At 64.4% G+C, this 21,470-nt stretch carries 16 protein-coding genes and 1 rRNA gene; 2 read left to right on the top strand and 15 right to left on the bottom strand.

Annotated elements, in window-relative coordinates; all coding sequences use genetic code 11:
• Positions 1-3: 3 nt before the first annotated feature.
• The 12 genes from murC to coq7 all read right to left on the bottom strand — a co-directional run bounded on the left by murC (position 4) and on the right by coq7 (position 14,232).
• The gene (murC, locus tag NH14_RS12320) at positions 4-1,398 is read right to left on the bottom strand and encodes a UDP-N-acetylmuramate--L-alanine ligase (protein WP_035532927.1); all 1,395 of its coding nucleotides are present in this window, start codon (positions 1,396-1,398) and stop codon (positions 4-6) included.
• Positions 1,398-2,498, bottom strand: a complete 1,101-nt coding sequence (murG, locus tag NH14_RS12315) for an undecaprenyldiphospho-muramoylpentapeptide beta-N-acetylglucosaminyltransferase (RefSeq protein WP_035532925.1) — start codon at positions 2,496-2,498, stop codon at positions 1,398-1,400. The genes murC and murG overlap by 1 nt, the downstream gene beginning before the upstream one ends.
• The gene (gene ftsW / locus NH14_RS12310; RefSeq protein ID WP_035532923.1) at positions 2,495-3,790 is read right to left on the bottom strand and encodes a putative lipid II flippase FtsW; all 1,296 of its coding nucleotides are present in this window, start codon (positions 3,788-3,790) and stop codon (positions 2,495-2,497) included. Before ftsW ends, murG begins: the two co-directional genes overlap by 4 nt.
• Positions 3,787-5,304: a UDP-N-acetylmuramoyl-L-alanine--D-glutamate ligase gene (gene murD / locus NH14_RS12305; protein ID WP_035532921.1), complete on the bottom strand. Its 1,518-nt coding sequence runs from the start codon at positions 5,302-5,304 to the stop codon at positions 3,787-3,789. The genes ftsW and murD overlap by 4 nt, the downstream gene beginning before the upstream one ends.
• Before the next feature lie 36 nt (positions 5,305-5,340).
• A complete protein-coding gene (mraY, locus tag NH14_RS12300) occupies positions 5,341-6,510 on the bottom strand; it encodes a phospho-N-acetylmuramoyl-pentapeptide-transferase (protein ID WP_035532919.1) in 1,170 nt (389 codons plus the stop codon).
• Between the two features lie 20 nt (positions 6,511-6,530).
• A complete protein-coding gene (locus NH14_RS12295) occupies positions 6,531-7,967 on the bottom strand; it encodes a UDP-N-acetylmuramoyl-tripeptide--D-alanyl-D-alanine ligase (protein ID WP_035532917.1) in 1,437 nt (478 codons plus the stop codon).
• Complete coding sequence (locus NH14_RS12290) at positions 7,964-9,529, bottom strand: UDP-N-acetylmuramoyl-L-alanyl-D-glutamate--2,6-diaminopimelate ligase (protein WP_035532915.1); 1,566 nt, start codon at positions 9,527-9,529, stop codon at positions 7,964-7,966. The genes NH14_RS12295 and NH14_RS12290 overlap by 4 nt, the downstream gene beginning before the upstream one ends.
• Positions 9,526-11,421: a peptidoglycan D,D-transpeptidase FtsI family protein gene (locus NH14_RS12285; protein ID WP_035532913.1), complete on the bottom strand. Its 1,896-nt coding sequence runs from the start codon at positions 11,419-11,421 to the stop codon at positions 9,526-9,528. The genes NH14_RS12290 and NH14_RS12285 overlap by 4 nt, the downstream gene beginning before the upstream one ends.
• The gene (gene ftsL, locus NH14_RS12280; RefSeq protein WP_035532911.1) at positions 11,418-11,774 is read right to left on the bottom strand and encodes a cell division protein FtsL; all 357 of its coding nucleotides are present in this window, start codon (positions 11,772-11,774) and stop codon (positions 11,418-11,420) included. The genes NH14_RS12285 and ftsL overlap by 4 nt, the downstream gene beginning before the upstream one ends.
• Entirely contained in the window at positions 11,771-12,724 is a 954-nt protein-coding gene (gene rsmH / locus NH14_RS12275; RefSeq protein WP_035532910.1) for a 16S rRNA (cytosine(1402)-N(4))-methyltransferase RsmH, read from the bottom strand. The genes ftsL and rsmH overlap by 4 nt, the downstream gene beginning before the upstream one ends.
• Positions 12,725-12,741: 17 nt before the next feature.
• Entirely contained in the window at positions 12,742-13,170 is a 429-nt protein-coding gene (mraZ, locus tag NH14_RS12270) for a division/cell wall cluster transcriptional repressor MraZ (protein ID WP_027818006.1), read from the bottom strand.
• Between the two features lie 387 nt (positions 13,171-13,557).
• Positions 13,558-14,232, bottom strand: a complete 675-nt coding sequence (coq7, locus tag NH14_RS12265) for a 2-polyprenyl-3-methyl-6-methoxy-1,4-benzoquinone monooxygenase (protein WP_035532909.1) — start codon at positions 14,230-14,232, stop codon at positions 13,558-13,560.
• Positions 14,233-14,566: 334 nt separating this feature from the next.
• On the opposite strand from coq7, the gene NH14_RS12260 reads away from it, so the two are divergent.
• Positions 14,567-15,745, top strand: coding sequence for a porin (locus NH14_RS12260; RefSeq protein WP_035532906.1), 1,179 nt, complete (start codon positions 14,567-14,569; stop codon positions 15,743-15,745).
• A 145-nt stretch (positions 15,746-15,890) separates the two neighbouring features.
• Here NH14_RS12260 and NH14_RS12255 read toward each other — a convergent pair whose 3' ends face one another.
• A complete protein-coding gene (locus NH14_RS12255; RefSeq protein WP_035532903.1) occupies positions 15,891-17,567 on the bottom strand; it encodes a long-chain fatty acid--CoA ligase in 1,677 nt (558 codons plus the stop codon).
• 146 nt (positions 17,568-17,713) lie between these two features.
• Positions 17,714-19,792: a molybdopterin-containing oxidoreductase family protein gene (locus NH14_RS12250; RefSeq protein WP_035532901.1), complete on the bottom strand. Its 2,079-nt coding sequence runs from the start codon at positions 19,790-19,792 to the stop codon at positions 17,714-17,716.
• Between the two features lie 196 nt (positions 19,793-19,988).
• Here NH14_RS12250 and NH14_RS12245 point away from each other — a divergent pair, with 196 nt between their 5' ends.
• Positions 19,989-21,182 (top strand): M20 aminoacylase family protein, encoded by a 1,194-nt coding sequence (locus NH14_RS12245; protein ID WP_035532898.1) that lies wholly within the window; start codon positions 19,989-19,991, stop codon positions 21,180-21,182.
• Between the two features lie 172 nt (positions 21,183-21,354).
• Here the strand turns inward: NH14_RS12245 and rrf are convergent.
• A 5S ribosomal RNA gene (gene rrf / locus NH14_RS12240) occupies positions 21,355-21,468 on the bottom strand.
• Between the last annotated feature and the right edge of the window lie 2 nt (positions 21,469-21,470).

The following is a 21,470-nucleotide window of genomic DNA, read 5'->3' as shown; positions in this document are numbered from 1 at the left end:
CGCTCACGCCTTCTGTTCCTGTTGTGCGATCCGGCCCGGCACGCCGCCGATCGAACCCGCACCCATCGTAATCACCACGTCGCCGTCGCGGACCACTGCGGCCAGCGCGTCCGGCACTTCATCCACTGTTTCCACGAACACCGGTTCGACCTTGCCCGCCACGCGAATCGCGCGTGCGAGCGCGCGTCCATCGGCGGCCACGATCGGCGCTTCGCCCGCGGCGTACACGTCGGTCAGCACGAGCGTATCGACGGTCGAGAGCACGCGCACGAAATCTTCGAAACAGTCGCGCGTGCGCGTGTAGCGGTGCGGCTGGAACGCCAGCACGAGACGGCGCTCGGGGAACGCGCCGCGCGCCGCCGCGATCGTCGCGGCCATTTCCACCGGGTGGTGGCCGTAGTCGTCGATCAACGTGTAGTTGCCGCCGCCGTTGACAGGAATTTCTCCATAGCGCTGGAAGCGCCGGCCCACGCCGTTGAATTCGGCGAGCGCACGCTGGATGTCTGCGTCCTTCACTTCGAGTTCGGTCGCGATCGCAATCGCGGCCAGTGCGTTCTGGACATTGTGCGTGCCCGGAAGGTTCAGCACGATGTCGATCGACGGCGCGTCTTCGCGCATCGCCGTGAAGTACATCTTGCCGTCGCGCGCGACCACGTTGACCGCACGCACCTGGGCGTCGGGCGCGAAACCGTAGCGGATGATCGGCTTCGAGACGAACGGCAGGATTTCCTTTACGTTCGGGTCGTCGACGCAGAGCACCGCAATTCCGTAAAACGGCAGACGGTGCGTGAATTCGATGAACGCCTGCTTCAGGCGCGCGAAGTCGTGCCCGTAGGTGTCCATATGGTCGGCGTCGATGTTCGTGATGACTTCGATCACCGGGAACAGATTCAGGAACGAGGCGTCCGATTCGTCGGCTTCCGCGACGATGAAGTCGCCCGTGCCGAGGCGCGCATTCGCGCCCGCGCTAATGAGGCGCCCGCCGATCACGAAGGTCGGGTCGAGCCCGCCCGCGGCCAGCACGCTCGCGACGAGCGACGTGGTGGTGGTCTTACCGTGCGTGCCCGCGATCGCGATGCCCTGCTTCAGGCGCATCAGCTCCGCAAGCATGACCGCGCGCGGCACGATCGGAATGCGGCGATGGCGCGCCGCCAGCACTTCGGGATTGTCGCTGCGCACTGCGGTGGACACGACCACCGCGTTCGCCCCTTCGATGTTCTCTTCGCTATGGCCGATGGCGATGCGCGCACCGAGCGCGGCGAGGCGGTCGGTGACCGCGTTCTTCGCGAGGTCCGAGCCGCTCACGTGATAGCCGAGATTGACGAGCACTTCGGCGATCCCGCTCATGCCCGCGCCGCCGATGCCGACGAAATGAATATGTTTGACGATGTGTTTCATTACTTTCCTCCCGGACTGGCGCCCGCCACGGCGGCGCAGATGCGCGCGACCTGATCGGCGGCGTCGGGTTTTGCGAGCGCGCGGGCGCGCTCGGCCATGTCTGCGAGCGATGCTCGGGTTTGCTGCTTGAGCCAGTCCGCGAGCGCCTCTACCGAAAGCTCGCGTTGCTGCACCACACGTGCGGCGCCCTGTTGAGCGAGAAACGCCGCGTTGGTGGTCTGGTGGTCGTCGACCGCGTAGGGGAACGGCACGAACAGCGCCGCCACGCCCACGGCCGCGATCTCGGCCACCGTCATCGCGCCCGAGCGGCAGATCACGAGATCCGCGTTTTCGTAAGCGCTTGCCATATCGTCGATGAACGGCACGAGTTGCACCGTGTCACCAGGCTCGATTCCGGCATTGATGTAGTTCTGACGCAATGCGTCGATGTGCTTTGCGCCCGCCTGATGCACTACATGCGGACGCTCGGCCGGCGCCAGTTGCGCAAGTGCGCGCGGCACGACTTCGTTGAGCGCGGCTGCACCGAGGCTGCCGCCCACTACCAGCACGCGCAGCGGGCCGCTGCGCTGCGCGTAACGCACCTGCGGCTGCACCACGTGCTCGAGTTCCGCACGGATCGGATTACCGGTCCACTCGGCGTGTGGCAACGCACCGGGGAACGCCACGAGCACGCGCTTCGCGAGCTTCGCCAGCACCTTGTTCGCGAGGCCCGCGATGGAGTTCTGTTCGTGCAGCACGAGCGGGCGACCGGAAAGCGCGCTCATCACGCCCGCCGGGAACGTGATGTAGCCGCCCATGCCGAGCACGACGTCCGGTTTCACACGACGCAGCGCCGCGAGACTTTGCTTGCACGCGCGCAGCATGTTTAACGGCAGCATCAACTTGGTCTTGATGCCCTTGCCACGCACACCGCCAAAGCGCACGTATTCCATCGGAATACCGTGTTTGGGCACGAGCGTCGCCTCCATGCCTGCGGGATTGCCGAGCCACACCACGCGCCAGCCCCACTGCTCCATGCGATGCGCGACAGCGAGCCCCGGGAACACGTGTCCCCCAGTGCCGCCGGCCATCACCATGAGCGTGCGCGTTGCTGCGGTCATACTTTTCCTCCGCGCATCAAAACCCGGTTCTCGTAATCCACGCGAAGCAGCACGGCAACCGCAATACAGTTGAGCAAAATGCCCGAGCCGCCATAGCTCACGAACGGCAGCGTAAGACCCTTGGTCGGCAGCAGTCCGAGATTCACGCCCATGTTGATGAACGCCTGCGCGCCGAACCACACGCCAAGGCCCTTCGCGATGAGCCCGGCGAACGTGCGATCGAGCGCGAGCGCCTGGCGGCCGATCTCGAACGCGCGGCGCACGATCCAGTAGAACAGCAGAATCACGACCAGCACGCCCACGAAGCCCAGTTCCTCGCCGATCACGGCGAGAATGAAGTCGGTGTGCGCTTCGGGCAGATAGTTGAGCTTCTCGACGCTGCCGCCCAGACCCACGCCGAACCACTCGCCACGCCCGAATGCGATTAGCGAGTGCGTGAGCTGGTAGGCCTTGCCCTGCGCATAGCGCTCGTCCCACGGATCGAGGTACGCGAAAATTCGTTCGCGACGCCACGGCGACGCCCACACCAGCAACGTGAACGTGCCGATCGCGGTGGCCACGAGACCGCCGAACAGCTTGCCGTTCACGCCGCCGAGGAACAGCACGCCCATCGCGATCGCGGCGATCACCATGAACGCGCCCATGTCGGGCTCGAGCAGCAGCAGCGCGCCCACCACGCCCACCGCGAACGCCATCGGCAAGAAGCCCTTGGCGAAGCTGTGCATGTATTCCTGCTTGCGCACCGTGTAGTTCGCGGCGTAGATCGTCACCGCGAGCTTCATGATTTCCGAAGGCTGCATGTTCGTGACACCGAGCGGAATCCAGCGCCGCGCGCCGTTCACGCCCTTGCCGACGTGCGGAATCAGCACGATCACGAGCATCACCAAAGCGATGAGGAAGAACTTCGGCGCGTAGCGGTCCCACGTGGAGATGGGAATGCGGAACGCCACGAGCGCCCCGATCACGGCGACCGTAAGCGAGACGAGGTGGCGCACCAGAAACGCGTAGTCGTGGTATTGCGCGTACTTCGGCGAATCGGGCATCGCGATCGAGGCCGAGTAGACCATCACCACGCCCAAGCCGAGCAGCGCGATCACGGCCCACAGCAGCGAGTGGTCGTAGTCGAGCATGCGCGAGCGCGCGGGACGCACGCCGCTGACCGCACTAGAAATGCCACGCGAACGCGCACCGCTGCTCGCCACGCCTCCTGCCGCGCCGCCCGATGGGCCCACCGGGGCGCCGCCGCTCGCATCGCGCGACAGACGCACGCCAAAACGTTCGGACCAGCTCATATCATCGTCCCCCGTTCTGCGGCGATTTCTTCCACCGTGTCGCGGAATACCGCCGCACGATGGGCATAGCCCTTGAACATGTCGAAGCTCGCGCACGCCGGCGAAAGCAGCACGACGTCGCCCGGTTCGGCGAGCGCCGTGGCGGCGCGCGTGGCGTCTTCCAGCGTGGCATGGTCGGTGAGCGTAATGCCCGTGCTTTCGAGCGCCGCGCGAATCTGCGGTGCATCGCGGCCGATCAGCATGACCGCGCGGCACCAGCGCGCCACGGGTGCCGCGAGCGGCTCGAAGTCCTGGCCCTTGCCGTCGCCGCCCGCGATCAGCACCGCTCGCTGCGCGAGGCCGTCGAGCGCCGCTACCGTCGCGCCGACATTGGTGCCCTTGCTGTCGTCCACGTAGTCGATGCCGTCGATCGACGCGATCAGTTCGACGCGATGCGGCTCGCCGCGGTACTCGCGCAGACCGTGCAAGAGCGCCGCCGGCGCCAGATCGATCGCACGAGCGAGCGCGAATGCCGCGAGCGCGTTCGCCGCGTTGTGCAGGCCGCGAATGCGCAGCGCGTCCGCGGGCATCAGGCGCTTCATCGTGAGATGCACGGGCGCGGCGTCGAGCTGCTTGCGCCGGCGCGCGGAAACAGGCTCGTCCGTGGCGTCGCGGTCGTGCGCCGCCACGAGCCACAACATGCCGTTCTCGCGCGAGATGCCGTAGTCGCCCTCGCGCCGCGGCTCATCGAGGCCAAAGGTCACGATCTTCGCGCCGCCGCTCTGCTGCACGCTCGCGAGCGACATCACGCGCGCGTCGTCGCGGTTGAGCACGCGCGTGGTCTGCGCGCCGAAGATGCGGCCTTTCGCGGCCGCGTAGGCGTCGATGCCGCCGTGCCAGTCGAGGTGGTCCTGCGTGATGTTGAGGACCGCCGCCGCGTCGGGCGCGAAGCTGTGCGCCGTCTCCAGCTGGAAGCTCGAAAGTTCGAGCACCCAGACGTCGGGCAGCGCCGTGTTGTCGATGGCCTCGGCGAGCTTGTCGAGCATCGCGGGGCTGATGTTGCCGGCCACCGCCACGCTCTTGCCCGCGCGCTCGCAAAGCATGCCCGTCAGGCTCGTGGTGGTGGTCTTGCCGTTGGTGCCTGTGATGGCAAGCACCTTCGGCGCGTAACCGCTCTCGCCGAGATGGCGCAGCGCCTGCGCGAAGAGTTCGAGCTCGCCCCAGACTTCGATGCCGCGTTCGCGCGCGGCGGCGATCAGCGGCACGAGGTCGGCGGCCAGCGGCGAAAGGCCCGGGCTGATGGCGACGAGTTCGACGCCATCGAGCAGCGCCGTGGAAAACGGGCCGCCAACGAAGTCCGCGTCGATGCCGCGCGCGGCGAGTTCGGGCAAGTTTGCCGGCGCTTCGCGCGTATCGGCGACGCGCAGGCGGCAGCCATGGCGCGCGCACCAGCGCGCCATCGCCAGACCCGATTCGCCGAGTCCCAGCACGAGCACCATCGGCTTTTGCCGATCCCGAAACTTCTCGCCAAACATCGCTTGCTTCCCTTTCTTACCTTGATGGAGTGCCGATCAACGCAGCTTCAAAGTCGACAGGCCGATCAGGCACAGCATCAGCGTGATGACCCAGAAGCGCACGACCACCTGCGTCTCTTTCCAGCCGGACAGCTCGAAATGGTGATGCAGCGGCGCCATCTTGAAGATGCGGCGCCCTTCGCCATAACGTTTTTTCGTGTACTTGAACCAGGTGACCTGCAGCATCACGGAAAGCGTTTCGGCCACGAAAATGCCGCCCATGATGAAGAGCACGATTTCCTGGCGCACGATCACCGCGATGGTGCCGAGCGCGCCGCCGAGCGCGAGCGCGCCCACGTCGCCCATGAACACCTGCGCCGGATACGTGTTGAACCAGAGGAACGCGAGCCCTGCCCCGCCCATCGCCGAGCAGAAAATCAGCAATTCGCCCGCGCCGGGAATGTGCGGGAACAGCAGATATTTCGAGTAGACCGAACTGCCCATCACGTACGCGAACACGCCGAGCGACGCGCCCACGAGCACGACCGGCATGATCACGAGGCCGTCGAGACCGTCGGTGAGATTCACCGCGTTGCTCGCGCCGACGATCACGAAATACGTGAGCGCGATGAAGCCCCACACGCCGAGCGGATAGCTGATCGACTTGAGGAACGGCAGCAAGAGGTCCGCGCGCGCGGGCAGGCCCATCGAGAGGCCGCTCTTCACCCATGCCATGAAGAGATCGAACACACGCACGTTGCTCGCCTCGGACACGCTGAACGCGAGATACACCGCCGCGAACAGGCCGATCACCGACTGCCAGAAGTATTTCTCGCGCGAGGACATGCCGCGCGGGTCCTTGTAGACGACCTTGCGATAGTCGTCGACCCAACCGATCGCGCCAAAGCCGAAAGTCACGAGCATCACGATCCAGATGAAGCGGTTCGTGAGATCGCCCCATAGCAGCGTGGCCACGGCGATGCCCAGCAGGATGAGCACACCGCCCATGGTGGGCGTGCCCGACTTCACGAGATGGGTCTGCGGGCCGTCCGTGCGCACCGCCTGGCCGACTTTCATTTCGGTGAGCTTACGGATCACCCACGGGCCGAGGAAAAGCCCGATCGCCATCGCGGTGATGGTGGCCATCACCGCACGGAACGTCAGATAACTGAACACGCGCAAGAAGCTTGCGTCATTCTGCAGCCATTGCGCCAGCGCCAGTAGCATGCCTTGTATTCCTTCGAATTTCAGTGCGCGCCGGACGCCGCGTCCGGTGCGGAAAGTTGCGGATTCGTGAGTGCGGCCACCACGCGCTCCATCTGCATGAAGCGCGAGCCTTTCACGAGGATCGTTGCACCCGCGCCGTAACCGGCGCCGGCCAGCGCGCGAACCAGCTCGGGAACACCGGCGGCGTGCAGCGCCTTCGCGCCGAATGCCGCCGAAATGTCACGCGCGGCTTCGCCGAGCGTATAGAGCGCGTCGATGCCGCGCTCCTTTGCATATGCGCCCACTTCGCGGTGGAACGCGGGACCGTCTTCGCCGACTTCGCCCATGTCGCCGAGCACCAGCACGCGCGGCGAAGCATGCGAGGCCAGCACATCCACGGCCGCGCGCACGGAGTCGGGGTTCGCGTTGTAGGTGTCATCGATCACGAGCGCGCCCGCGAGTTCCCCAAGCGCTGCGCGTTTGACCTGCAAGCGGCCCTTCACCGGCTGGAACGCTTCGAGGCCGCGACGGATCGCATCGAGCGAAACACCAGCTGCGAGAGCAGCCGCCGTGGCCGCGAGTGCGTTGTGCGCGTTATGCGCGCCGAGCACTTGCAGCGCCACTTCGAGTTGGCCCTCGGGCGTCGCGATCGCGAGCCGGTTTGCGCCCGCGCTATTGCTCACATCCGCCACGAGCTTGCCCGTCACTGCCGCTTCGACCGCGCGCTCGTCCGTATGCAGCGCGAAATCGAGCACCTTCGAGCCCGTGGCCGCCACGCGCCAGATGCCAGCATAGGCGTCGTCAGCCGGAAACACCGCGGTGCCTTCGGGCTTGAGCGCGTGGATCACGCTCGCGTGCTCGAGCGCAACGGCTTCGACCGTCGCCATGAATTCCTGATGCTCGCGCTGGGCGTTGTTCACGACCGCAACGGTGGGCTCGGCAAACTTCGCGAGCAACTCCGTCTCGTTCGGATGATTCATGCCGAGCTCGACCACCGCCAGTTTGTGCGCAGCATTGAGGCGCAGCAGCGTGAGCGGCACGCCGATGTCGTTATTCAGATTGCCCGCAGTTGCGAGCCGTGCGTCTTCGCCCACGGCCGCCGCGAAGATCGACGCGATCATCTCCTTGACCGTGGTCTTGCCGTTGCTGCCCGTGACGGCGACGAGCGGCATCGTGAAGCGGCGGCGCCAGCCGAGCGCGAGCGCGCCGAGCGCCTTGCGCGTGTCGTCCACGCGAAGCGCCGGCATGCGCCAGTCGCCGGGGCTGCGCGACACGAGCGCCGCGCTCACATGCCGGCCCGCCACTTCGGACAGGAAGTCGTGCGCGTCGAAACGGTCGCCCTTGAGCGCGACAAAGAGGTCGCCGGGGCCAGCCGTACGGCTGTCGGTTGCGATGCGCTCGAACGTTGCGTTTTCGTCGCCGAGAACGCTCGCGCCGGGAATCAGCGCCGCTGCTTCGCGCAGGGTAAGCATGGTCATTCACCACCTCCGCGCCCATGCCGATCCGACGTCGGACGGGCTGCGAGAGCAAGCCGCGCGTGGTCCTGATCCGAGAACGCGCGCTTCTTGCCCATGATTTCCTGAGTTGCCTCGTGCCCCTTGCCGGCCAGCACGACGACGTCTTCCTTTGCTGCGCCGCGCACCGCCTGCAGGATCGCGCTCGCGCGGTCCTCGATGCGGCGCGCCTTCTCGGGCTCGCGCATGCCGGCGGCGATCTGGTCGATGATCGCCGCCGGCGCTTCGCTGCGCGGGTTGTCGCTCGTGACAACGACCTGGTCGGCCAGACGCTCGGCGATCGCGCCCATCAGCGGGCGCTTGGTGGCATCGCGATCGCCGCCGCAGCCGAACATGCAGACGAGCTGGCCGCCGCGCGCGGCGGCGATCGGGCGCAGCGCCTCAAGCGTCTTTTCGAGCGCATCGGGCGTGTGCGCGTAATCGATCACGACGAGCGGCTCGTCGTGGTCCGCGCGCCCGCCCAGACGCTCCATGCGGCCGTTCACCGGCTGCAGCATCGCGATTTCGTTGAGCGCCGCGACGAGCGGCACTTTCGCCGCGAGCAGCGCGCCAAGCACGCCGAGCAGGTTGCTCACATTAAAGAGACCGAGCGTCTGCACTTCGACGTTCGCCTCGCCCCAGTCCGACGTTTCCAGATGGAACGCCGTGCCCGTGGCGGTCGCGCGCACGTCGGCCGCGCGCAGCCAGGCATCGGCGGCGGGCAGATCGGCCGCGGGCGTCGACACACACCAGGCAATCGTGCGGAGCTTGCCGCGCGTGGCGGCCAGCAGGCGCCGGCCCGCCGCGTCATCCGCGTTGATCACCGCCGCGTGCAAACCCGGCCACGCGAACAGACGCGCCTTCGCGGCCTCGTAGGCTTCGAAGGTGCGGTGATAGTCGAGGTGGTCCTGCGTGAGATTCGTGAAGATCGCGATATTGAACGAGGTGCCGTTCACGCGCCCCTGGTGCAGCGCGTGCGACGAGACTTCCATCGCCACAGCCTGCGCGCCTTCCTCGCGCAGTTGCGCGAGCGAGCGCTGCAACTGCGGCGCGTCGGGCGTCGTGAAACCGGTGTGCATGAGCTGGCCCGGAAAGCCGCTGCCGAGCGTGCCGACAATGGCGCACTTCTGGCCGATCGCCGTGAGCGCCGAAGCGACCCACTGGCTGCATGAGGTCTTGCCGTTCGTGCCGGTCACGCCGACCACGAGCATGGTGTCGCTCGGGTTGCCGTACCAGCCGCTCGCAATCTCGCCCGCGAGCACGTCGAGCTGCGGCACGGCAAGCGCGTTTTGCGCCTGCGCAGCATCAAACGAGCCCGCATAGCCTTCGGGCTGATAGACGATCGCCGCCGCGCCGCGCGCGAGAGCGCTTTCGATGTGCGGACGGTTGTCGGCGCCTTCGACGGCATAGGCGAGAAACACGTCGCCCGCCTTGAGCGAGCGCGTGTCGGCGTGCAGGTTGGCTTCGGGCGCTACGCGCGCGCGCAGCCACGCGAGCGCGTCCGCGATCTGCCGGTGCGCGGGATGGTGGGTGCGCAGGGCGCTCATCGGACGACTCCGGGACGATTTTTCGCGTTGTCGGCGACAGTCATATGACGCGCGCCGACGGGGTTCTTGCTTGCCGGCGCGTTCGTGGCGTGCTTCGCGGCTGCGGCGGGCGCAGTCGGCGCGTTGGCGACGGCGGGCGCCGAAGCGCTGTCGTCGGAAACCACGAGTTGCTTGACCGGCATGTCGGGCGGCACGTTGAGCGTGCGCAGCGTGTCGCCGACGATGCCCGAGAACACCGGACCCGAGACCGCGCCGCCGAAGTGGCTGCCGACCGTCGGCTCGTCCACCGACACCGCGACGACGATGCGCGGGTTCGGCATCGGCGCCATGCCGACGAACGACGCGCGGTACTTCGAGCGGTCATAGCCGTGCGGACCATGCTTGTACGCCGTGCCGGACTTGCCGCCCACGCGATAGCCGGGTACCGCCGCGTCGGGCGAAGTGCCGTCCCTCGACACCACGCTTTCGAGCATCGTGCGCACTTCGCGCGCCGTGGTGGGCGCGAAGACCTGCGTGCCGATCACAGGCTGCTCGTCGCCGGGGTGGCGAAAGATCGTCACCGGCAGAATCTGGCCGTCGTGCGCAATGGCCGTGTATGCGCGCGCGAGCTGGAACAGCGAGACCGACAGGCCATAGCCATACGACATCGTCGCCTGCTCGATGCGGCGCCAGCTTTTCCACGGACGCAGACGGCCCGCCGCCGCGCCGGGGAACCCGACCTTCGGCGCCTGCCCGAGACCGATGCTGGTGTACATGTTCCACATCTCTTCGGGACGGAGCGTCATCGCGATCTTGGTCGCGCCGATGTTGCTCGACTTCTGGATCACGCCGCCCACGGTCAGCACGCCGAACGCGGCATCGTCGGTGATGTTCGCGCCGTCGAGCGTGAAATGGCCCCCGCCCGTATCCACCAGTGTAGTCGGCGAGACGCGATGCAAATCGAGGGCCAGCGAGACCGTGAACGGCTTCATGATCGAGCCCGGCTCGAACACGTCGGTCAGGATGCGGTTGCGCAGCTGCTCGCCCGTGAGGTGCGAGCGGTCGTTCGGGTTGTAGGTGGGATAGTTCACGAGCGCGAGCACTTCGCCGGTGCGCACGTCCACCACCATCGCCGCACCTGCCTTGGCCTTGGTCTTCTCCACCGCCGCCTTCAGATTCGAATAGGCGATGTACTGGATCTTGCTGTCGATCGACAGTTCGACGTCTTTGCCGTTATGCGGCACGACCGTCTCGTCCACGTCCTCGACGATATGGCCCACGCGGTCCTTGATGACGTGACGAATCCCGGACGTACCCGCAAGAATCTTCTGGTCTGAAAGCTCGACGCCTTCCTGGCCTTCATCTTCGACATTGGTGAAGCCGATCAGGTGAGCAGTGACCTGGCCTTCGGGATAGAAGCGCTTGTATTCGTTGCGCTGATAGATACCGGGAATGTCGAGCGCGACCACCTTTTGCGCGACGTCGATCGGCACCTGACGCTTCACGTAGACAAAGGTTTTGTCCACCGAGAGCTTGCTGCGCAGCTCCTTGGTGGACATGTTCAGCAGCGCGCCGAGCTGCGTGAGCTTGTCGGCGCCGAGATCGTCGGGGACGTCTTCGGGAATCGCCCAGATCGCGCGCACGGGCAGGCTCGTGGCGAGCACGAGGCCATTGCGGTCGAGAATCTGGCCGCGCGTGGCCGGCAGCTCGATCGTGCGCTGATAGCGGCTCTCGCCCTGCTTCTGATAAAACGCGTTGCCGGGTCCCTGAATCCAGAACGCCCGCGCGGCCAGCGCGACGAACGCCATGAACAGCATGAACACGACGAACTTCGAGCGCCACATCGGCAGGCGCACCGAGAGAATGGGGTTTGGGGTAAAGGCGACGCTCTTGCGGTTATTGCCTTTTTTCATCGCGTACCCCCACGGCGGCCCTTCGTGGCTGCCGCGCCCTGGGCCGGCGCGGACGTGGGCACTGGTGCATCCGCGGCACTAGCCGCGCCCGGAGCGAGTGTCAGGTATTGCGTGCGTCCGGTCGTCACGGGCTGCATCTTGAGCGAATCGGTAGCGATTTGTTCGACGCGCGACGTCCGTGACAGCGCGCTCTGCTGATATTGAAGCTGCGCGTAGTCCTGCTGAAGCTGCCGCTCCTGGGACTGCGCGCGTTGCAACTGGAAAAACATCTGACGCTGCTGATTGGTGGCGTTGACGACCGACAGCGCACACCCCATCACGACGATCAGCAGGAAAATATTCAGACGGTTCATGGCGTGACGCGCTCCGCAATGCGCATCACGGCCGAGCGGGCACGCGGGTTGGCGGCGACTTCCTCATCGCTCGCGAACACGCGCCCGATCAACCTCAAGGGCGGGCTGGGCAGGTCGACGGCACGAATCGGCAGACGGCGGTCGACCGCGGGCGCAGTGGCATGCGCCTGCATGAACCGCTTCACGATACGGTCTTCCAGCGAATGAAAGCTGATGACCACGAGCCGCCCCCCCTGCTCCAGCAACGACATTGCTGCGTCTAGAACGACCTGCAGCTCCGCAAGCTCTTGATTGACGTGAATCCGTATAGCCTGAAAGGTGCGGGTTGCCGGATCCTTACCCTTCTCACGGGTTTTGACGGCGTTAGCCACGATTTGGGCAAGCTCGCCCGTGCTGTCGAGAGGCCCGAGACGGTCGGACTCTGCCCGGCGAGCAACAAGCGCCTTTGCAATCTGAAAAGCAAACCGTTCTTCCCCATAATCTCGAATCACCTCCGTCAGTTCCTGCAACGTGGCCCGCGCGAGCCAATCGGCAGCGGACTCGCCGCGCGTCGGGTCCATCCGCATGTCGAGCGGACCATTGGCGCGGAAGCTGAAACCCCGCTCCGGGTCGTCGATTTGCGGCGACGACACGCCGAGATCCAGCAACACGCCCGACACACGCCCTACCCCGCGCGCCGCCATGGCGTCGCGCAGTGAAGCAAAACTCTCATGCACGATCGAGAACCGCGCGTCGCCCACTTGTTCAGCCGTGGCGATCGCGAGCGGATCCTTGTCGAACGCAATCAGACGCCCGGCTTCGGAAAGCCGGCCGAGGATCGCGCGACTATGGCCGCCGCGCCCGAACGTGCCGTCCACATAGACGCCGTCCGCGCGCGTCACGAGCGCATCGACCGCTTCATCAAGCAGCACCGTGCGATGCTGCAATCCCTGTCCCATCGCAGATGCCATAGCGATTTAACCCGCGATCAGAACGTGAAATTCTTCAAGGCGTCGGGCATGCCCTGAGCCATCGCCGCCTGTTCCTTGGCGGCGTAGGTCTGCGCATCCCACAACTCAAAATGACTACCCATGCCGAGCAGCATGACTTCCTTTTCCATTCCTGCTGCCAGACGCAATTCAGGCGAGACGAGCACGCGGCCCGCGCTGTCGAGATCGACGTCGGAGGCATTGCCGAGAAAAATGCGGCGCCACCAGTGCGCGTCCATCGGCAACGCCGCGACTTTCGCGCGGAACACCTCCCATTCGGGGCGCGGAAATAGCAACAGGCAGCCGTCCGGGTGCTTGGTGATCGTCACCCGGCCTTCTGCCTGTTGTTGCAGCGCATCCCGATAGCGCGACGGAATCGACATCCGCCCCTTCGCATCGAGTGTTAGCGCCGACGCCCCCTGGAACAATTTGCTCCCCCTCATGCGACGCCGATCGCCGCCCGTCTAAATTTCAGGAAATTTACCCGAATGCGCTTCTGAAATCACACAAAAATACACTTTCTCACACTGTCTCCCACTTTAGAGGAACGACCTACGAGGGTCAAGGTGGGTGGCGCGTTTTTTGACGAAATTTATCCGCTAGAACAAGGACTTAGCAGCGCTTGTTCAAGTCAGACGAAAACCCAAAAACCGTTATGAATGAATGAGCTAACGAAGGTTGTGAAGGTGATACGTGAAATGCGCGGAGAAAACCACGATAGTGCGGGTACTTGGCGGGGATTAATTCGGGAGGGTGATAGCGGTGAAAACCTGAACTTGCACGGACCGGTCATGCAACCGGCCCGTCGAAGCATATCAAACGTAGTAGGCCGTGCGGGTCATGATTTTCGACGCCACGCGCATCAGCGAACGCACTGGCAACGGCAAATCAACGCCGCCCAGATCCGTGGCTGATTTCGCATGAGCGATCTCGTCGGTGCGCATCTGCTCGACGATCGCGCGCGATTCGAGGTCGGCGGGCGGCAGCGCGTCGAGGTGGCTGTCCAGATGATGCTCCACCTGACGCTCGGTTTCAGCCATGAAGCCAAGACTGATCTTGTCGCCGAGACGCCCTGCCGCGAGGCCGATGGCCAACGCTCCGGCGTACCAGAGCGGATTGAGCAGGCTCGGGCGCGAATCGAGCGCTTCGAGGCGGCGCGCAGTCCACGCAAGGTGGTCTTCCTCTTCGCGCGCCGCCTGATCGAACGCCGCCTTGAGCGTGGGGGAGCGAGCGGAAAGCTTTTGCGCTTGATAAAGCGCCTGGGCACACACCTCGCCCACATGATTCACGCGCATGAGGCCGGCCGCGTGAGCACGCTCGGCAGGCGTGAGTTCGCCAGACGCTACGGGCGACGCGGGCAGATCCGCGGCGCCGGCCGGAAGATCGGCTGCATCGGCTGACGGCTGCGGCATGGGTCGCGACATACGCGACACCCCGGCGATCGAGCGCAGTCCCCGATCGAACTCGGTAATCAATTCGTCAAACGTCATCCAACCTCCCTTCGTATCCACCGCAAACTGCTGCGCATAGCCGCAAAGCGATAGTGCGCAAAACCCGACCGACCGGACGTTCTAAATCACTACAGGAACTCGCCTCGCGTCGTCAATCCGGGGCAGAGCCGATTTCAGGCGCATATTTTAGACCATGTTGTGTAAACGAAACAGGTACTTACGTGCTGCCTGGCTTTTCCTTTGTCGCGCATAAACGGTTTGTTACATTACCGGGCAACTTCTCGCGAAGTTGGATGGCCAGGCCCCCCGCTAGACAATAAATCGGCCTCGCTGACAAGACGCATAAAAGTCGTAAAACACTGGAGATCATTCAATGAAGAAGTCGCTTCTCGCGCTGGCTGCGCTGGGCGCGTTTGCGGGCGTTGCGCACGCTCAGAGCAGCGTCACGCTGTACGGCATCATCGATGAAGGTTTCAACCTCAACACAAACTCGGGCGGCAAGCACCTGTACAACCTCTCGAGCGGCGTGATGCAAGGCAGCCGCTTCGGTCTGCGCGGCGCTGAAGACCTCGGCGGTGGCCTGAAAGCGGTCTTCGTGCTCGAAAACGGCTTCGACGTGAACACCGGCAAGCTCGGCCAGGGCGGCCTGATGTTCGGCCGTCAGGCTTATGTCGGCCTCTCCAGCTCGCAGTTCGGCACGGTCACTTTTGGTCGCCAGTATGACTCCGTCGTCGACTACGTCGGTCCGCTGGAAGCCGGCGACCAGTGGGGCGGCTACCTCGCGGCTCACCCGCAGGACCTGGACAACTTCAACAACGCCTACCGTACCAACAACACGGTCAAGTTCACTAGCGTGAACTACGCTGGCCTGACGTTCGGCGGCACTTACAGCTTCGGTGGCCAGGCGGGCAACTTCACGGGGAACCAGATCTGGTCGCTGGGTGCTGGCTATAACAATGGCCCTCTCGCCCTCGGCGTTGGTTACCTGAATGCACGCACGCCGAACGCCTTCGGCGGCCTGTTCAACAACGGCCCCTCCTCGTCGCCGCTGACGACCACGTCCACCCCGGTGTACGGCGGCTTCGCATCGGCCAACACCTATCAGGTCATCGGCGCAGGCGGCGCATACACGTTCGGCGCGGCGACGTTCGGCGCGACGTACTCGAACATCAGCTTCCGGAACCTCGGCACGACCGGCCCGACGAGATACGAGACCGGCTCGAACGTCTTCTTCAACAACTTCGAATTGAACTTCAAGTACCAGTTCACGCCGGCTCTGCTGGCTGGCTTCGCGTTCGACTTCACGGACGGCCAGAGCGTCACGCTGGCAAACGGCGCAAGCCAGAGCGGTGCGAAGTACTACCAGTACTCGCTCGGCACGGACTATTTCCTGTCGAAGCGCACGGACGTCTACCTGATCGGTGTGTATCAGCACGCGTCAGGCACCGACTCGACCGGTCACAGCGCTGTTGCGGCGCTCAACGGCCCCATCGTCCCGTCGAGCAACGGCAACGTGCTCCAGGCTCGCATCGGCATCCGTCACAAGTTCTAATAAGAACAGCCGTTTCAGTCTCGAAGGCGCCCGCGGGCGCCTTTTTTCTTTGGTGCGGCCTATGCCTGACATGCTTTCCGGTTCGCCAATAGAAAAGGCCCGCCCTCGCGGGCAGGCCTTCGGCGCAGGTCTGGCGGCAGCGGGATTACACGCGCGCGTCGCGCAGTTCGCGTCGCAGAATCTTGCCGACGTTGCTCTTGGGCAGGTCGGTGCGGAACTCGATGGATTTCGGCCGCTTGTATCCGGTCAGTTGCGCCTTGCAGTACTCGAAGACATCCTTGTCGGTGAGCGCCGGATCCTTCTTCACGATATAGAGCTTCACCGCCTCGCCCGAATTCGCGTCGGGCACGCCCACGGCCGCCACTTCGAACACGCCCGGCAGCTTCGCGACCACATCCTCGATTTCGTTCGGATAGACGTTGAAGCCCGAGACGAGGATCATGTCCTTCTTGCGGTCGACGAGCTTTATATAACCGCGGTCGCTCATCACTCCCACGTCGCCGGATTTGAAGAAGCCGTCGGCGGTCATGACTTTCGCCGTCTCCTCCGGTCGCTGCCAGTAGCCGGCCATCACCTGCGGACCGCGAATGCAGATCTCGCCCGCTTCGCCGATGGGCAGCTCATTGCCGTCGTCGTCGCGAATCGAGATTTCGGTCGACGGCATCGGCAAGCCGATCGTGCCCGTGTACTCGGTCGCGTTGGTCGGATTACAGGTCACGCACGGCGAGGTTTCGGAAAGGCCATAGCCTTCGACGATCGGCGTATGCGTGCGCTCGTACCAGCGCTTCGCCACCGCTTCCTGCACCGCCATGCCGCCGCCGTTGGCCACCAGCAGATGCGAAAAGTCGAGCTTGTCGAAATCGGGATGATTGAGGATCGCGTTGTAGAGCGTGTTGACCGCGGGGAAGGTCGTGATCGAATAGCCGTGCAGTTCTTTGATCATGCCCGCGATGTCGCGCGGGTTCGGGATCAGTATGGCGAGGCCGCCCGTGCGCATCGTCAGCAGGCCGCAGACGGTAAGCGCGAACACGTGATAAAGCGGCAGCGCCGCGACCGTCACCGGCTGGGTGCCGGCGGGCAGACGCGCAAGCGCGGGTTCGGTCCACGCCGCCGATTGCAGCACGTTCGCGACGAGGTTGCGATGCAGCAGCGTGGCGCCTTTCGACACGCCGGTCGTGCCGCCCGTGTACTGAAGGAACGCGATATCGTCGGGCTTCTGCTCGACAGGCTTGAAGGTGAGGCGCGCTCCGGCCGACAGCGCAGCGTTGAAACTCAAGTGGCCCGGCAGGCTCCAGGCCGGCACCATCTTCTTCACGTTGCGCACGACGTAGTTGACGATGAAGCCCTTCACCGCGCCGAGCAGATCGCCCATCGACGCCACCACGATGTGCTTCACGCGCGTCTGGGCGACGACGGCCTGCAGCGTGACTGCGAAATTCTCGAGGAGGATGATGGCTTCGGCCTCGCTGTCCTTGAGCTGATGTTCGAGCTCGCGCGGCGTGTAGAGCGGATTCACGTTCACCACGACATAGCCCGCGCGCAGGATCGCGGCCAGCGCGATCGGGTACTGCAGCACATTCGGCATCATGATCGCGATGCGCGCGCCGGGCGCGATGCCGCGCGACTGAAACCATGCGGCGAGCCGCTTCGAAAGTTCGTCGAGTTGCCCGTACTTGATGGACTTGCCCATGCACGCGAACGCGGGCTTCGAGCGGTTGGCGTTGAAGCTCTCCGCGAGCAGCGCCGTGATGGACGCATATTGGCTAGCGTCGATTTCCGCGGGTACGCCGGGTGGGTATGATTTCAGCCAGACTTTATCCATGCGGCGTCTCCTCCTGAATATTTTCGAATGGTCGTGCTAAAACGTTGATCGTAGCATGCAACAGCCGTTTTTCTTCCTCGAATCAGCGAGTTAGAAAGCCCCCTCGAACTGCTGCGCGCGCTTTTCAAGCGGTGTTTTTTCAGCGCTTACACGCGTTCGACTTCCACGAGGCAGTCATAAAACGTGGCGGATCCGCCCAGATCGGTGAGCGCCTGGCTCGTCACTTCGTTCGCGTTGCGGCCGTCCGGCGCAAGCTTCTTCCACCAGATCGACAGCCCGACCACGAGGCCTTCGCGCGCACGGTCGGAAACGCGAGCGCGCGCTTGCATCGACCCGCGATCGTTGAAGATTCGCACCTGGTCGCCGTCGGCGATGGCGCGTCGAGCGGCGTCGGTGGGGTGGAGGTCGAGATGCGGCTCGCCTTCGGTCGCCCTCAAACTCTCGACATTCACGAAGGTGCTATTGAGGAAGTTGCGCGCGGGCGGCGAGATCATCGCGAGCGGATAGCGCGCGGCCAACTCGGGCGCGCCGTCCGCCGATTCGTACGGCGGCAGGTAGTCAGGCACAGGATCGAGGCCGGCCTTCGTGAGTGCTTCGCTGTAAAACTCGCACTTGCCCGTGGGCGTGCGAAAGCCGCCGTTGGCAAACGGCGCATCGGCAATATTCAGCTTTACCCAGCCGTCCCGCTTGAGCGTCGCCCAATCGGCGCCGGAGAACGCGGGATCGCTCCAGTCGAACGCGCGCGCGGCCACGTCCTCGTCGCTCTCGAAGAGCGCCGGTTCGCTCAGGCTCATTGCGCGCGCAATCGAGCGGAAGATCTCAGTGTTAGGACGCGCCTCGCCCACCGGGGCGATTGCGGGCAGGTTGGCCATCACATACGTATGGCCGTAGGACTTGTGAACGTCGAGGTGCTCGAGCTGGGTCGTGGCGGGCAGCAGCAAGTCGGCATAGTCGGCGGTGTCGGTCTGGAATTGCTCGAGCACGATCGTGAACAGATCTTCGCGCGCAAAACCCGCTGCGACTTTCGCCGAGTCCGGCGCGACCGCCACCGGGTTCGAGTTGTACACGACGATCGCCTCGATCTTCGGACCGAATGCGGCATCGCCCGCATGTGTGAGCGCGTCGCCGATCTGGTTCATGTTGACGACGCGCGGTTGATGCTTAGGCCAGCCAGGAATCAGATCGGGACGCTGCAGCGCGTTTGTATCGACCGGCGCCCAACCCGACGACGACAGCAGCACGCCCCCCGCCCGCTCGCGCCATGCGCCAGTCAGCGCCGGCAGGCACGCGATGGCGCGCACCGCGTTGCCGCCGCCACGCACGCGCTGGAGACCATAGTTCATGCGGATCGCCGCCTTGCGCGTGGAGGCGTAAAGACGCGCGAGTTCGACGACGACCTGCTCCTCGATGCCGCAAATCTGCGCAACGCGCGCCGGCGTATAGGCGAGTGCACGCGCCTTCAATTGCTCGAAGCCATGCGTATGCGCCGCGATGTAATCGTGATCGAGACGGTCTTCCGTGATCAGCACGTGCATCATGCCGAGCGCGAGCGCGCCATCGGTGCCGGGCTTCAGCGCGATGTGCTGGTGACACTTCTCCGCTGTGAGCGAACGATACGGGTCGATCGCAATCAGCTTCGCACCGTTGCGCTTGGCCTCCTGCGCACGCGTCCAGAAGTGCAGGTTAGAAGCGATCGGATTCGCGCCCCAGATCAGGATCACTTCGCTCTCGGCGAAATGCTCCGTGAGCATGCCGAGGCTCGATCCATACGTGTAGCGCAAGCCCGCTGCGCCCGCTGCTGCGCAGATCGTGCGGTCGAGCCGCGACGCGCCGAGCTTGTGGAAAAAGCGCTGCGCAATGCTGTCGCCCTGCACGAGACCCATCGTGCCGGCATAGCTATACGGCAGGATCGCTTCGGGCGTGCGCTGCGCAATTTCGCCAAGGCGCGCGGCTGCGATCTCGCATGCTTCATCCCAGCTGATCGGCTCGAAACGCCCTTCGCCCTTGCGGCCGACTCGCTTCATCGGTTGCGTGAGGCGCTTCGGATGATGGACCCGCTCGGCGTAACGGGTCACTTTGGTGCAAAGCACCCCTTGCGTCGGCGGATGATCGGGGTCGCCGCTCACCTTGATGGCCTTGCCGTTTTCGACGGTCACGCGCATCGCGCAAGTGTCGGGGCAGTCGTGGGGACAGACTGCGCGGGCAAATTCGGCTCGTGCGTTCATTGGGAATCCGTCGATGAGAGGTGATGTCGATACCGCGATTTTATTATGTTCGGCTCGTGGAGCCGGCACACGCCCAGGCGAATGAGGCGATTGGCGCGAAAAAAGAGGTTCGGCGTAGAATGGTTCGTCCAAGCCCGCCTCGAATCCCGCCTCGAATCGGGAGCGTGGGCACCCACTTCCCCGAGCACTGTCCGCCATGAAACTGATCCCGGAAATCCAGGCCGCCCAAGGCGAAATCCAGGGCCTACGACGAACGATTCACGCCCACCCGGAACTGCGCTATGAAGAAACCCAAACGGCCGAGCTGGTTGCATCGAAGCTTGCCGAATGGGGCATCGAGGTGCATCGGGGGCTGGGCAAAACGGGCGTTGTCGGCGTGCTCAAAAGGGGCAGCGGCACACGATCCATCGGGCTGCGCGCCGATATGGACGCACTGCCCATTCAAGAGCTGAACACGTTCGAGCATCGCTCTCACAACGAAGGGAAGATGCATGCGTGCGGCCACGACGGCCATACGGCGATGCTGCTCGGTGCGGCTCAGCATCTCGCGAAGCACGGTCAATTCGACGGCACCGTCGTGTTCATCTTCCAACCTGCGGAAGAAGGCGGCGCGGGTGCGAAAGCGATGATCGACGATGGACTGTTCACGCGCTTCCCCGTGGACGCTGTGTTCGGCATTCATAACTGGCCTGGCATGCCGGCGGGGCACTTCGGCGTGACCGAGGGGCCGATCATGGCATCGAGCAACGAGTTTCGCATCGAAATCAAAGGCGTGGGATCGCATGCCGCGCTGCCGCATAATGGACGCGATCCGGTTTTCGCTGCAGTGCAAATTGCCAATGGACTGCAAAGCATCATCACACGCAACAAAAAGCCGATTGATACCGCGGTGCTTTCGATTACGCAGATTCATGCCGGCGATGCAGTAAACGTAGTGCCGAACACAGCGTGGATTGCGGGGACGGCACGCACCTTCACGACGGAAACGCTCGACCTTATCGAGACGCGCCTGCGCAAAATAGCGGAGAGCACGGCAGAGGCCTACGAGTGTACGGTCGACATCACGTTCCATCGCAACTATCCGCCGACGGTGAACAGCAGCGCGGAGGCCCAATTCGCCGCGCAGGTAATGAAGGAGATCGTGGGCCCCGATCGCGTCGATGACAACATCGAGCCGACCATGGGCGCCGAGGACTTCTCGTTCATGTTGCTGGAAAAGCCTGGCTGCTACGCGTTCCTCGGCAACGGGGAAGGTGGGCACCGCGACGCCGGCCACGGCGCGGGACCGTGCATGCTGCACAATGCCAGCTACGACTTCAACGATCAGTTGCTGCCGGTTGGCGCATCGTACTGGGTACACCTCGCAACGAAATTTTTGGCCCAGAAGTAGAGATTCACGGCTGCCTCAACGAAAAAGCCGGCCTGTGGGGTTCACAGGCCGGCTTTTTGGCTTTTGTTATGTGTGAGACTTGCGGATTTGGCTGCGTATTTCCACGCGCGTAAACGCCAGAACCCCGGCGCTCATGGTGAGCCACCGGGGTTCTGGACATACTGCATAAGGAGCCTGACGATTACCTACTTTCACACGGGCAATCCGCACTATCATCGGCGTGGAGCTGTTTCACGGTCCTGTTCGGGATGGGAAGGGGTGGGACCAGCTCGCTATGGTCATCAGGCA

This window comes from Paraburkholderia sacchari (genome assembly GCF_000785435.2).
Classification (GTDB): domain Bacteria; phylum Pseudomonadota; class Gammaproteobacteria; order Burkholderiales; family Burkholderiaceae; genus Paraburkholderia; species Paraburkholderia sacchari.
The sequence above is the reverse complement of the archived record's forward strand: the minus strand, read 5'-3'. Positions and strand labels throughout refer to the sequence as shown.